The following is a 13,194-nucleotide window of genomic DNA, read 5'->3' as shown; positions in this document are numbered from 1 at the left end:
CTTGCAGACATACATTTCCCCATGGCCGGCCACTGCCGTACTGCCTGAATTCCCGAGAACCGTTTCCATCCTGGGCAGTACCGGTTCCATAGGAACAAGCACCCTCAAAGTAATTGAACAGCACCCCGACCTCTTCAAGGTCGTTGCCCTGGCAGGAGCCAGAAACGCCAGGCTGCTGGCGGAACAGGCTGCCGCACACCGCCCGACCTACCTCGCTGTATTAAACGAGGAAGCCGCAAGCGAACTTAAAGATTTACTCCCCGCAGGATACAATCCTGAAATCCTTATCGGCCCTGAAGCATACATAACCATTGCGTCCCTTGATGAAGCTTCCCTTGTGCTTTCTTCCATAGTTGGAGCGGCCGGATTCGAGCCTACTCTTGCTGCAGCGGAAAAAGGCAAAATGATCGCGCTGGCCAACAAGGAATCACTGGTTCTGGGCGGACACATAATCCGTGACGCCTGCCACCGTACCGGCGCAACCATCCTGCCCGTTGACTCGGAGCACAACGCTCTTTTTCAAGGCCTAGCCGGGCACGCTGCCGACGATGTAAGCAGGCTGATCCTCACTGCATCCGGCGGTCCCTTCCGCGGAAAGAGCAGAGAATTTCTTGAAACCGTCACCCGTGAGCAGGCCCTTGCCCATCCCAACTGGGACATGGGCGCAAAAATCAGTATCGACTCCGCTACCCTCATGAACAAGGGGCTGGAGTTCATCGAGGCCTGCCATCTGTACGGGCTTCCACCGGAACAGGTGGATGTTGTGGTGCATCCCCAGTCCATCATCCACTCGCTGGTGGAATACGTGGACGGGTCCCAGCTCGGTCATCTGGGAATCCCGGACATGCAGATTCCCATTGCCTTCTGCATGTGCTTCCCCAAACGAGTTCCGCTGAAACTCAAGCAGCTCAACCTTGCGGAAGTCGGAACCCTTACATTCGAAAAACCGGACCTCGAAGTCTTCCCCTGCCTCAAGCATGCGGCAGACTCATTCTCCGCAGGACAGAGCCACCCCATCGTGCTCAATGCCGCCAATGAGGTGGCGGTAGACCTGTTCCTGAAGGAAAAAATACGTTTCCTCGACATTCCTGCCATCATCGGGCGCGCCCTTGAAGCCCATGCAGGTTGCGACGTGAGTGAAGCGGGAGCAGTTCTGGAACTCGACGTGAAAACCAGACGCGACGTAATGGACTCCATCACTTAAGAGATACACATGACTTGGATTATCGACTTTATTCTGGTACTCGGCGGACTTATTTTTTTCCATGAACTCGGACACTTTCTTGTGGCCCGAGCGCTGGGTATCGGGGTGAAGACCTTTTCGCTCGGTTTCGGCCCCCGCATTGCCGGATTCACATGGGGAGCCACCAACTACAGGCTTTCCCTGATTCCGCTTGGCGGCTACGTGAGCCTTGCGGGAGAGGAACGGGACATGACCGAGGACAGCGGGTTCACGGAAAGAGAACTTTTCATGAACCGTCCGCCGTGGCACCGCATGCTGGTGGTTGCGGCAGGCCCGTTTTTCAATTTCGTACTGGCCTGGATCATTTTCTGGGGCATCATCATGAGCCACGGCCAGATGGGCATGGCTCCGCAGGTAGGTCAGCTGCAGCCGGACAGCCCCGCTCTCACGGCAGGCATCCAGACCGGCGATGAAGTCATTTCCATTGACGGAAAGAAAATCGTCTTCTGGTCCGACCTGGCCCAGACCATACAATCCAGCACCTCCGACACTCTTGATTTTGTCATTTCCCGCAACGGCGTTGAAAAACACATCAGCGTAAAGCCGCAGGTGCAGGAACTAAAAAACATCTTCGGAGAAACAATCCGCCGTCCCGTGGTCGGAATTGTCGCATCCGGAGACACCAGAACAGTTGAGCTGGACGGAATTTCCGGAGCCGCAGCAGCAGCGGAGCAGACCTGGAACGTGACACAGCTCATCTGCACCAGCATAGTAAAGATGGTTGAGCGGGTTGTGCCCATGGATTCCATTGGCGGGCCGATCATGATCGCGCAGGCCATCAAGCAGCAGTCCGAGCGCGGCATTCTGCAGCTCCTGCAGTTCACCGCCTTCATCAGCATCAACCTTGGTCTCCTCAACCTGCTGCCCATCCCTGTTCTGGACGGCGGACACCTGCTCTTCTACAGCCTTGAAACAGTGCTGCGCAGACCGCTCAGCGAAAAGCTGCAGGCGGCGGCCACCAAGGTGGGCCTGTTCCTTCTGTTCAGCCTCATGGCCTTTGCAATTTTCAACGACATTGTCAGGACACTCAGTACAAAATGAGTTCATTTTTTGAAGAAAAACCGGATCTTCTGCTTGCCGTAAACGGCGCAGAGGAGACCCTGCAGATAATCCTTGCCATGCGCGAGGATGAAGACGAACCATATCGGATGCTTGAGGCCAGATCCCTCATCGTCCCGGGACGCTCGGTCAACTTCCTGATCCCGTCCATCCGCGACTCCTTGAATCTGTTCGGGTGCACTCCCTCGGACATAACCCGGCTGGCCCTGACCGCCGGACCGGGAAGCTTTACCGGACTGCGGTTGACCTTTTCCGCCATAGCCGGAATCATGTCCGGGATAACGGCTGAGAACAAAGGGCTGGTCGCGGACATGGAATACCTGCCCGTGCTGGCCAGAGGTGCTGCACAGACCAGCGGACTGCCGGTATGGACAATAACCCATTCCCGCAGGATGCAGGTATATCTGCAGGGATTCGACCCCCTCGGCCCTGAAGACATCACCCCGAAGCCGATAACCCCGCCCCTGCCTGTTAGTGTGCATGAAGCCGCACAGGTAATTGATTCATACGGGCAGGACAAGGCAGCTGTCACCGGAACGGGAATCAGGAAGAACAGCACCTTCTTTGACGGATTCCTGACCGATAATCCGGGACTGCTGGTAATGCCTGAACGCTTCAACACCCCGGCACCTGAAGACATCATCATGGCTGCCAGCCACGCCGCCTATGGTCGCGAAATGCCCATGCCCATGTATCTGCGTGGATCAGATGCCGAGGAAAACCTTGCTGAGATTACCGGCAAGCGAGGTATTCCCCTTGATGAAGCAAAAAAACGGATAGCCCACATTACCCCGCGCTGAGCAAATTTTTATAAAAATTAACCGACTTAAAAGGGATCTCCATAAACGGAGGTCCCTTTTTTTCATTATATGATGTTTTTTTACTGTCGAGCCTAAAGATATCTAAGCAACGGACGATCAGTTAGGCAAAGAAGGACCAGTCAGCTTTGTGAACCTTGGGTAAACAAGGCAAGTAATTGGCAAGGAAGCCAAGCAGAACTTTCAAGGAGGAAAGCATGTCTTTAGTAATTAACCACAACTTGATGGCAATGAATGCGTCCCGCAACCTGCAGGACTCTTACAGCAGTCTCGGTGTATCAACCCGTCGTCTGTCTTCAGGTCTTCGTGTTGGAACAGCAGCCGACGACGCAGCCGGTCTTGCAATTCGCGAACTCATGAGAGCGGATGTTAAGTCCCTCAACCAGGGTATCCGTAACGCCAACGATGCTATTTCCATGATCCAGACCGCAGACGGCGCTCTGGGCGTCATCGATGAAAAGCTCATCCGTATGAAGGAACTGGCAACTCAGGCCGCAACCGGTACCTACAACTCCGACCAGCGTCTGATCATCGACTCCGAATATCAGGCCATGGCTTCGGAAATCACCCGAATTGCCAACGCAACTGACTTTAACGGAATCCACCTGCTTAATGGTAACATGTCTGGAGCCAACTCTGCGCACAGCGGTGCCGGTTTGACCTCTACTGGTCCGGTCAAGGTTCACTTCGGAACCGGTAACGACTCAGCAGAAGACTACTACTACGTTTCCATTAACACTTCTACCGCCTCCGCTCTGGGTGTCGGAATTGCCGCCGGTAACTCCATTTCCACTCAGGCACTGGCTCAGCAGTCTCTGGACAAGCTGAACAACGCGATCATATCCAAGGATAAGATCCGTGCTAACCTCGGTGCCCTGCAGAACAGGCTGGAGAACACCATCACCAACCTGTCCATCCAGGCTGAAAACGTACAGGCTGCGGAATCCCGCATCTCCGACGTTGACGTTGCAACCGAAATGACCGAGTTCACCCGCAACCAGATTCTGACTCAGTCCGCGGTAGCAATGCTGTCGCAGGCCAACAGCATGCCCAGAATGGCCATGCAGCTCATCGGCTAACGCCGCATGACGCCCCGATCTGACTAAAGTCGGATAAATGTGAAAAGCCGGGTCCGAGAAATTCGGCCCGGCTTTTTCCTATTAACACAGGACAGAATAAGCTTGGCATCTACCTTGCATTATTTGAGGTGAGAAAAACTGTCAGGGAAAAATATTCCCGGAGATAATTATGTCTGACTACACCTCAGGAAATATCAACTTCGCGGGACTCGGGTCCGGAACTGACTTCAGCACCATGATCGATGGGCTGATCAAGCTTGAACGCGTCCACATCAACAGGCTTGAGAGCTGGAAGTCAAGTTGGGAAACCAAAAACGAGAAGTTCAAGGAACTTGATACGGCTCTGCTGGCCCTGCAGACCACCCTAAAGTCCATGGACACTCTTGACGAGTTCATGACCAAGGCCGTGTCCACCTCGGACTCGGACACGCTTACCGCATCCGCCACCAGTTCAGCTCTGGTTACATCACACGCCATTGAAATCAACCAGTTGGCCCAGAACGACATCCACGTTACTGCATCCGGTACAACAAACATAACCGATGTGCTTTTCACCTCCACCGGATCATTTACTTTTTCCTATCAGGGACAGTCCGTAACCCTCAGCAACGTCCCCTCCGGAACGACCCTGCAGGGTTTTGTAAACATGATCAACGCCCATGCCGACACCAGGGACAAGATCAGAGCCACCACCATCAACGACGGTACCAGCTACCACCTCCAGATTTACGGCCTCGACCTCGGTGCGGACAATCAGGTAATTATTTCCAACACCACCGGCATGATCTTTTCCGCCGCAAACTTTACTGAAACCCAGAATGCTCAGAACGCCCAGATCAAGGTTGACGGATTCCCTCCCGGTGCGGCCGACTGGATTGAACGCGACACGAACTCAATAAGTGACGTCATGGACGGGGTGACCGTAAACCTGAAAAAGGCCACCGCCGCAGGCGCGACCGTCAATATAGGTATCACTGTCGACAACGAAGGCATGAAGGAAAACGTCCAGAAGTTCGTTGACCAGAACAATACCATACGCCAGATGATCAAGGATCTGACCAACGTCGAGACGTCAAGCGACGCGGCCAACGGTTCCATCCTGACCGGTAACTATGGTGTCGAACTTCTGGTCGGACAGCGGCTGAAGGACATCATGGCCAGCAGGGGCATAGGTTTTTCATGGTATACCGATGACGGAAGCGGCAACTACTCCGGCGACAAGTACTCCGCCCTTTCACAGCTTGGCATTATGACCAACGCCGACTCCGGCGGGGCCAGCATGGGTCTCCTGGAACTGGATACGGACAAGCTCAATGAGGCCCTTGATGACGACCCCATGGCTGTTGCGAGACTATTTTCCGCCAACTACCTTGGCGAAAGCGACACGCCGAACCTGCAGTACATGTCCCACATTACCGGAGTAACCAAGCCGGGTGACTACAACGTCCAATATGAAGTTTCCGGTGGAAAGCTGATTTCGGCCACAATCAACGGGCAGTCAGCAACGGTTAACTCCAGCACATGGGAAATAACCGGTTCCGGCGGAACGGATGCTTCCGGTATGTCCATAAGGGTTGAAAACCGGGCAGACGGCGTTTACGGCAACTCTGACAGCAGTGCTTCGGATGCCCTCCTGGTCCACCTGAAGCTGGGTAAGACCGGGGAACTGGTCAGCGCACTGGATGATATGACCAGCGAAGAAGGCCCGCTCAATATTCTTCAGGACAACTACGACATCATCATGAAGAATATCGACAGCAAGATCGAGAGGGAAGAACGCCGCATTGACAACAAGGAAAGGATGCTCAAGGATCGCTACTCAAGGCTCGACACTCTGCTCGGCCAGTATCAGCGGCAGTCAACATCCCTCGTTTCCAGCATAAACCAGTTGAACAACAACTAGACTTTAAATAATTAAATTTCACCTCTAAGGTTATCACACAACCTTACCGATCAGTAAGTCAGGAGGATTTATATATGCAAAGAGCTGCACACGCCTATCTGTCAACCCAGATTCACACAACGTCCAAGGGTGAACTCCTCATCATGCTTTATGATGCGGCCATCAAGTTCATGAAACAGGCCAAGATCAAGATCGAGGAAAGAGACTATGCTGCTAAGGGAATCCTTATTTCCAAGGCGATTGAAGTCATTTCCGAGCTCACCTCCAGCCTTAACAAGGAAAAGGGCGGAGAGCTTGCCGAAAACCTGAGCCAGCTTTACCTGTTCTGCAACACCCAACTGCTGCAGGCCAACCTCAAGATGGACACCAAGAAGCTCGACGACGTCATCAAGATCATAGACGGCATCGCTTCCGCATACCGGGAAATCATCCCCACTGTCGAAGCACAGGCCGCCGTGCCGCTTGAATCGGCAGCAACCCCCAGCAGCGGTAGTGTAAACATCAACCGCAGCTTTGCAGACACCCGCGGTGTTACCATGCAAAGCGCCCAGCCAATGCCTGCACCAAATGCATTGAGGCTGAAGAAGGCCGCCAACGCATACGGCAATGTATAAAGAAGACAGATCCTCCTGTGCTATTTTCACAGACAAGGCCCCTGCAATGCAGGGGCTTTTTTATTCTGTCTTCTTTACATTTCTTTACTTCCGGGACCGTATCTGTCATTTATTTCTATCATGACGGATACCAGAACAAGAGTGCTACACGTTGCCCCGTCTCTGGGACTGGGCGGTACAGAAAAAGTGATGCAGACATTTGTCTGCAATCTTGACCGGTCACGATTCAGGGCCTACGTGTTTTCGCCCCATGACGGGCCGCGTGGCAGACTGCTGCGCAAGGCCGGAATAGAAACCCACGTCGGCACAGATCTCCTGGGTCTGCTGCGTAAGATACGCCCGCAGATAGTCCACCTGCACCGTGCCGGATGGCCGGAGCCTGGGGCATTGCGACCATTCAGGCTGGCTGGTGTTCCGGTACTGGTGGAAACCAACGTCTTCGGGCATCACGATCCGAGTCCGGACGGAAAACTGATCGACCGTCATATTTTCGTATCCCGCTTCTGCGCCGAACGATTTGAGAAAATTAATTCCATTCCGGCGGTTCCCCCTAAATACTCCTTCCTGTACAATCCCGTGGATACTGACTTTTTCCAGGAGAGCTGCCCTGCCGGAAGAAATTTCCCGACCAACACCTTTGGACGCATCTCACGAGCCGACAAAGGCAAATGGTCCAGACTTGCATATGATTTCCTGCCATCCCTTAAGGCTCTGGTTGACGAAGGCGTACTCCCTTCATTCTCCTACCGCATCATCGGAGGAATACCGGAAGTCATAAACTTTGTTTCGGAGAACAGGCTGGCTAAGCTGGTCCAATTTCTGCCTCCCATTCTCACCGATGCCGAGATCTCAGGATTCATGAATTCGATCTCCTTTCTGGCCCATGCCAATGATACCGGGGAATCCTTCGGTCTGGTCATAGCCGAGGCAATGGCCGCCGGACTTCCGGTAATCACCCATCCCAGCGAAGGATTGCGCGACAACGCCCAACTTGAACTTGTCGATAACGGACGAACAGGTATCGTGGCCCGCAACACCCGGGAATACGCTGAAGCCGTGCGCTTCCTGCTCACTCACCCGGAAGAAGCGAAAACAATGGGCGAAAATGGAAGAGAAAAGGCGCAGAAACAGTTCCGGGCGCAGGACATTGTGCGGACACTCGAAAACATCTACGTTGAGTTGCTGGAGCTGAAACAGAAGACAACCGCACCATGAAACACCCATTTGAAATATATTCGCAACAGGTAATGTCCTTCAGACTTGATGGGGCGGATTCTGCGGAAAACTTTTTGCCTGCCGCTGATGCCGAAGCAGCCGCTGCACGCCACCTGTGCTTTGCCGAAAAAAGAAAAGCCGAAACAGTAATCCTTTTCGGGCTTGGGGATGGGCAATTGGCACAAACCATCGCTCAGAAAAAGCCCCATGCACTTGAACTGATAATCTGCGACCTGTTCCCGGCTCACGTTCGCAAACTTATCGAAAACCATTTAACGATAATTGACTCTGAAAAAAACACCAGAGTGCTGACCGATTCATCTATCTGGTCCATCCTGCTGCTCTTGCGGCATGAGCGTAAAGCGGAAAACTGCCACCTTATATTGAACCCGGACCTTACGGGAAAGTCCAAAGACGACCATCGCACTCTGCAACGCATTTTCTCAGGGCTCAAGACCGCCGAACTGCCTACCGTCAATAATTATCCGACAATTTCCGCCGGCGCCATACTCAGCCCGGACGAGCCGGGACTCAACGAATTCATTGCGGCACTACCCGGCTGGCTTAAGGAAATTTCCATAGTCTGGGACTGTCCTCAGAATTACTCTTTTCCGCAACTTATCCATCCGGATGGAGTGCAGATCAACAGCATGTGCCATCCCCTTGATGCCGATTTCGGAGCACAGCGCAACCGCATGCTGAAGAATTGCTCCGGCGAATGGGTTGTGTACCTTGATGCCGATGAACGGCTTGATGCCAGTAACTGGGACAGTCTGCGCCGTGCAGCGTCACTGAGCGGTTGCGAAGGCTGGTATCTGCCGCGAGAGACCTGCTACCCGGACGAAAACCATGTACGGGTCGGCTACGGACTCTGGCCGGACCTGCAGCTGCGCTTTTTCCGCAACACCGGCCGACTCAGATTCGTGAACCGCATACACGAGCGTATTGAAGGATTATCCGGACCTTCAGGCATACTTCCCGGTGTATCAATCATTCACCTTACCCACCTGCTCAAGAGCAGGGAAAGAATCGAAGCCAAGCTGGAATCCTTTAATCTGGCCGCTGGCGGCGCGTTCTGTCACAGGCTTGGCGCAGAATTTCCAAACGTGCACAGAGACATTCTCTGCCCGGAACAGACGGACCCGGTTCACGCCGTAATCCTTCCGGAATTTAATTTGTAGTCATGAACGGGAAGAATTGGCATTGCCTAACAGTATAAAATTTATTAGGTCTGACCAAAATATTCCGACAAACAATTTCCAAGGATATGATATGAAAGTTACTTGTCCCGAGTGTAATTTCAGCAGTGAGATTCCCGAGGATAAAATCCCGGCAAATGCCCAACTGGCTACCTGCCCCAAGTGCGGAATCAAATTCCAGTTCAGGGAACTCCCTCCTGTAGAAGAGCAGGATACCGCCCCCGTGGACACTCCATATTACGGAGAATACGAGCAGCAGCCCGAACAGGCCGATCCTGCAGCCTACTACGAAGAACAGCAGCAGTACGGCGATGACAATTACCAGCAATACCGGGAAGAAGACCATGCTGCCGAGCCTGAGGCGGAACACAATATCCCGCACGAAGAAGAGCAGCCCTTCAGACATGAGCATATTCAGGCCGAAGAGCAGGTTGAAGACAGGATCGAAGACCGTGACGAGACTCCCGTAAGGAGATTGGTCCGCGAAGAACCGGAAGTACCTCGCGAAGAAAAGGCCGACATATGGGCAAAACTCAATGCCATGCGCCCGAAAAACACTGACGACGAAGATCAGTACTACAGCAGCATGGACTCGGACTACTCAGAGGTTCCCTTCGAACATCTGGAGAAATACGGATTCTTCCCCGGCCTGTTCCTGACCATCAAGAGGATTTTCCTCTCCCCCGGCGCATTCTTCAGCAACATGGAATTGACCGGATTCATCAAGCCGTTGATATTCTTCATCCTGCTGGCCGAGTTTCAGGAAATCTGCAATTTCATCTGGGCCACCACCGGCATGGAAACTTCCATGACTTCGGAGATGGGCAGAATGGTCAGCGATTCGATGATTGCCGAATCCCTTAAGGAAGGAACTGCTTCAGCACTGTTCTCCCTGCTGCTCTATCCGCTTATGCTGGCCGGACTCAGCTTCCCGTTGATAGGTTTCACCCACATAATGCTGATGATATTCGGAGCCGGAGACCGCGGATATCAGGCAACATTCAGGGCCACAGCATATTCCTACGCCCCGATCATTCTCAGCGTGATCCCGGTTGCAGGCGATTTTATAGGTGCTTTGCTCAGCATGGCGATTTCCATAATCGCGTACAAACACATACATAAAACGTCGTACATGAGAGTTGTGCTTTCAATAGTAATGCCCATTGTGCTACTGTTGGTAATCCTCGGCTTCTACATGAACTTCAACCAGCCGACAATTTAACAACTCTTTCGAGGATAGTTTATGATTGGATGGATTAACGGCCTGCTTCACAATGCAAAGGAACGCATCAGGATAGCTAAAGAGATCAACCCCCGGAGCTTCCGCTCCATGGCCAGGGAGATTTCCGACCTTGCTGATGCCTGTGCACAGGTCTGTACCCCGCAGAGCGAAATGCTGCGCAAGGTGGAAAAAATCAAAAGGGAAATGTCCCAACTGACCGAGCTGACCCATCAGCCGGAATTCCGCAAACTCTCCGTGCAGCGCAAGATGGAACTGCGGCAAAGCCTGATCCAGTCCCGGGAGCAGATACTGGAATCCATGCAGGATGCTCCGTCCCCCACAAAACTGATCCAGTGATATATCAAAAAATGGCGGCCCCTCGAAAGAAGGGCCGCCATTTTTCTTTTCTGGAAAACACGGCATAATTATTGCTGCGATTCTAGCACACGAAATATGGTCAATTTCCAGTCACCAAGACTAAAACCACGGCAACCGGTTACCGACATGAAAAAAATTCTGCTATTAATTGTATTGATGTTATCGGCCTGCACACACTTTGAGCCGCAGATAGCCACCCAATCCATCTATTATGAAGATGCAGACGTGCAGCTTTCGCAGCTCATGGTCTATTCAAGGCCGGAAAAACCTCACTACGGCCCGCTTTCCGCCATGTTCTACCCTTTCCACGTAACCCAGACAATTGAGAAGGGCAGCGACTGGGGAAGACTCATTGCCAAAGGCGTATGGCAGAACTGGACCAGCCTGCAGATTTTCCCCTCCATGGTCTACGACGAGACCCTCTACTACCGGGGACTGGAGGAGGCTCTCTTCACCGCCCGCTCCAGAGGATACGACCTGCTTGTAGTCGGGTTCGTACCTTACCTCTACCTCGGGCACACCATGGATGATTCCGCGGTAACCATTCAGGTCAAAATTTACGAAACCAAACGCGGACAGATGGTCTGCAGCTTTGAGCAGAGCGGGCGTATCGAGAAGAAGATGGATGACGACTTCGTCATTGTCAAAAGACAGCACCGCATGCCGGACTCGGCCTTTTACAACATCATCCAGGCCATAGCCACTGACATGGCCGTTCCACTCACCTCCTGGGCCCGATACGAAAAAAACACTCAGGGCATGATTTCCGGGCTGAAGCCGGATATGGTCGAATTGCCTGCATCTCCAACGGTTCAGGAACAGAGTTTCGCTTCACAGCAGGATGCTCCGGCCCCGAAAATGGTTGAGCAGAAACCGGCAACGACAGCAACTACAGCAGCTGAGCAGAAACCAAGGTCCATCAACCTTGCGGTACAGTTCGACAGTGACTCCGCGGTGATCAAACCGGAATCCTTCCCGTTGATCAACGAACTTGGCAAGGCACTGATCAGCGAAAAACTTAAGAACAAACGCATACTGATAGCCGGGCACACCGACTCGGACGCATCCCCGGAATACAACCTCAAACTGAGCAAGGAACGAGCCGAGGCCGTAAAGAAGTATCTGACCGACAATTTCCCCATCCCCCCGGCACGCATCGGTACCACCGGATTCGGGGAGGAACAGCCGCTCGTGCCCAACACGACCAAGTACAACAAGCTGCTTAACAGGCGGGTACAGGTTTCAATAGCTCCGTAAACATCTTCAGGCAGTTGGTGCTGGTACACCGACTGCCTTCCCTTTTATTCCGACTCCCTCATAAAGCTGTTTTCAAGGATAAATCCGCCCCCCTTTACTGCGAAACTGTCATAAGCTATATAATGCCAATGTGCAGAATTCATTTTTCTCACCCGGAACATACCAGAAGCAAAGTGATCCACCGAACGGCATGGCTATGTGTGGCTGTCGTCATCTTTGCGTTCATGTGCAGCCCGCAAACCGGTTATGCTGAAACAAAACCGCTGCGGATGGGAACATTGGATCTCACGCCATATGGATGGGTTGCTGCTGACGGAAGCAAGCACGGACTTGTATACCGACTGCACGAGGAAATAGGTAAACGCTCCGGCCTTCAGTATACCAACGATATTATTCCGCTGGCACGTGCCTTTATCATGCTCAAGAACGGTGATCTGGACCTCATCACTGCTCAAGCGCACAATGCAGCCCTTGATGCCGGAGCCCCGCTGATCGTCCAGAATCTCATACGGGTTGTGGCTGTGACCAAAAAAAATTCAGGCATGGCAAGGTTGTCTGATTTAAAAGGCAAACATCTCCTCTACATTATCGGAACATCTTATCCGCCACTGGAAGGTATTCCGGGAAATATATCCCGAACACCCAATTATCACACCATGCTCAAAATGGTTTATTCCCGACCACTGATTGACGGAGGAATTTTTTCTGAACCTGCGTACTATTACTGGTTGCAGCAGACATCCATGACTGCAAATGATTTCGGCAAGCCGATCCCTGTTGCCACCCGCAAGGACTGGGTATTTGTCCGGAAAGATCTGCCAGCCCATTTACGTGAAAAAATAGTAAAAGCAGTTGAAAGCATGAGAGAAGACAATTTCTACGAGAATATGCTTAAGGAGCTAGCGGTAAAATCACCTTTAAAACAATTCTGAGTCTGGCATCAAAGCTCAGCTGATCAATTTGCGATTCCGCCCCCGGATCACATCCCCAGCCATACACAAAGAACAATTGCAAAAGCGCAAAAAATACGAACCTGAACAGGAGGTATTCCTTTCATTACGAATCACCTCCGGCACCGAGCAGCTAGAATTAAATAAAACTTTTCAGACACTTAATTTACCCCGAACTTATACCAAATTTGCACTTTTCCCCTGCCTGCATTTGTGTTAAGCCAAACTTCGCATTCTGTTACGCATAACCGATTGTT

General features: G+C 52.4%; 12 protein-coding genes. All 12 read left to right on the top strand.

The genetic code is table 11. From position 1 onward, the window contains the following. Position 1 precedes the first annotated feature (1 nt). The 12 genes from N7E73_RS14660 to N7E73_RS14605 all read left to right on the top strand — a co-directional run bounded on the left by N7E73_RS14660 (position 2) and on the right by N7E73_RS14605 (position 12,919). Entirely contained in the window at positions 2 to 1,204 is a 1,203-nt protein-coding gene (locus tag N7E73_RS14660; RefSeq protein WP_432735645.1) for a 1-deoxy-D-xylulose-5-phosphate reductoisomerase, read from the top strand. A 9-nt stretch (positions 1,205 to 1,213) separates the two neighbouring features. Next, positions 1,214 to 2,284: an RIP metalloprotease RseP gene (rseP, locus tag N7E73_RS14655; protein ID WP_432735644.1), complete on the top strand. Its 1,071-nt coding sequence runs from the start codon at positions 1,214 to 1,216 to the stop codon at positions 2,282 to 2,284. Beyond that, entirely contained in the window at positions 2,281 to 3,102 is an 822-nt protein-coding gene (locus tag N7E73_RS14650; RefSeq protein ID WP_432735643.1) for a tRNA threonylcarbamoyladenosine biosynthesis protein TsaB, read from the top strand. Before rseP ends, N7E73_RS14650 begins: the two co-directional genes overlap by 4 nt. A gap of 215 nt (positions 3,103 to 3,317) precedes the next feature. Next, on the top strand, positions 3,318 to 4,199 hold the full coding sequence (locus N7E73_RS14645) for a flagellin (RefSeq protein WP_432735642.1): 882 nt from the start codon (positions 3,318 to 3,320) through the stop codon (positions 4,197 to 4,199). 169 nt (positions 4,200 to 4,368) lie between these two features. Next, positions 4,369 to 6,102: a flagellar filament capping protein FliD gene (gene fliD, locus N7E73_RS14640; RefSeq protein ID WP_432735641.1), complete on the top strand. Its 1,734-nt coding sequence runs from the start codon at positions 4,369 to 4,371 to the stop codon at positions 6,100 to 6,102. A 74-nt stretch (positions 6,103 to 6,176) separates the two neighbouring features. Further along, positions 6,177 to 6,716, top strand: a complete 540-nt coding sequence (gene fliS / locus N7E73_RS14635; protein ID WP_432735640.1) for a flagellar export chaperone FliS — start codon at positions 6,177 to 6,179, stop codon at positions 6,714 to 6,716. Between the two features lie 141 nt (positions 6,717 to 6,857). Then, positions 6,858 to 7,931 (top strand): glycosyltransferase family 4 protein, encoded by a 1,074-nt coding sequence (locus tag N7E73_RS14630; RefSeq protein WP_432735639.1) that lies wholly within the window; start codon positions 6,858 to 6,860, stop codon positions 7,929 to 7,931. A gap of 32 nt (positions 7,932 to 7,963) precedes the next feature. After that, a complete protein-coding gene (locus N7E73_RS14625; protein ID WP_432735638.1) occupies positions 7,964 to 9,112 on the top strand; it encodes a glycosyltransferase in 1,149 nt (382 codons plus the stop codon). A 91-nt stretch (positions 9,113 to 9,203) separates the two neighbouring features. Next, positions 9,204 to 10,352, top strand: coding sequence for a zinc-ribbon domain-containing protein (locus tag N7E73_RS14620; RefSeq protein WP_432735636.1), 1,149 nt, complete (start codon positions 9,204 to 9,206; stop codon positions 10,350 to 10,352). A 21-nt stretch (positions 10,353 to 10,373) separates the two neighbouring features. Then, positions 10,374 to 10,709 (top strand): hypothetical protein, encoded by a 336-nt coding sequence (locus N7E73_RS14615; protein ID WP_432735634.1) that lies wholly within the window; start codon positions 10,374 to 10,376, stop codon positions 10,707 to 10,709. A gap of 147 nt (positions 10,710 to 10,856) precedes the next feature. After that, on the top strand, positions 10,857 to 11,987 hold the full coding sequence (locus N7E73_RS14610; protein ID WP_432735633.1) for an OmpA family protein: 1,131 nt from the start codon (positions 10,857 to 10,859) through the stop codon (positions 11,985 to 11,987). A gap of 200 nt (positions 11,988 to 12,187) precedes the next feature. Further along, positions 12,188 to 12,919 carry a substrate-binding periplasmic protein gene (locus N7E73_RS14605; protein WP_432735632.1) on the top strand — a complete coding sequence of 244 codons (732 nt, stop codon included), beginning with the start codon at positions 12,188 to 12,190 and terminating at the stop codon, positions 12,917 to 12,919. The last annotated feature ends 275 nt before the right edge of the window (positions 12,920 to 13,194 follow it).

This window comes from Maridesulfovibrio sp. FT414 (assembly GCF_050916235.1).
Taxonomy (GTDB): domain Bacteria; phylum Desulfobacterota; class Desulfovibrionia; order Desulfovibrionales; family Desulfovibrionaceae; genus Maridesulfovibrio.
Note: the sequence above shows the minus strand (reverse complement) of the source record. Positions and strands in the feature narration are given on the sequence as shown.

Excerpts from the sequence above, each read along its gene's own strand:
- N7E73_RS14625 (WP_432735638.1), top strand. The coding sequence starts at position 7,964 with ATGTCCTTCAGACTTGATGGGGCGGATTCTGCGGAAAACTTTTTGCCT.
- N7E73_RS14610 (WP_432735633.1), top strand. The coding sequence starts at position 10,857 with ATGAAAAAAATTCTGCTATTAATTGTATTGATGTTATCGGCCTGCACA.
- fliS (WP_432735640.1), top strand. The coding sequence starts at position 6,177 with ATGCAAAGAGCTGCACACGCCTATCTGTCAACCCAGATTCACACAACG.
- fliD (WP_432735641.1), top strand. The coding sequence starts at position 4,369 with ATGTCTGACTACACCTCAGGAAATATCAACTTCGCGGGACTCGGGTCC.
- N7E73_RS14650 (WP_432735643.1), top strand. The coding sequence starts at position 2,281 with ATGAGTTCATTTTTTGAAGAAAAACCGGATCTTCTGCTTGCCGTAAAC.
- rseP (WP_432735644.1), top strand. The coding sequence starts at position 1,214 with ATGACTTGGATTATCGACTTTATTCTGGTACTCGGCGGACTTATTTTT.
- N7E73_RS14615 (WP_432735634.1), top strand. The coding sequence starts at position 10,374 with ATGATTGGATGGATTAACGGCCTGCTTCACAATGCAAAGGAACGCATC.
- N7E73_RS14645 (WP_432735642.1), top strand. The coding sequence starts at position 3,318 with ATGTCTTTAGTAATTAACCACAACTTGATGGCAATGAATGCGTCCCGC.
- N7E73_RS14620 (WP_432735636.1), top strand. The coding sequence starts at position 9,204 with ATGAAAGTTACTTGTCCCGAGTGTAATTTCAGCAGTGAGATTCCCGAG.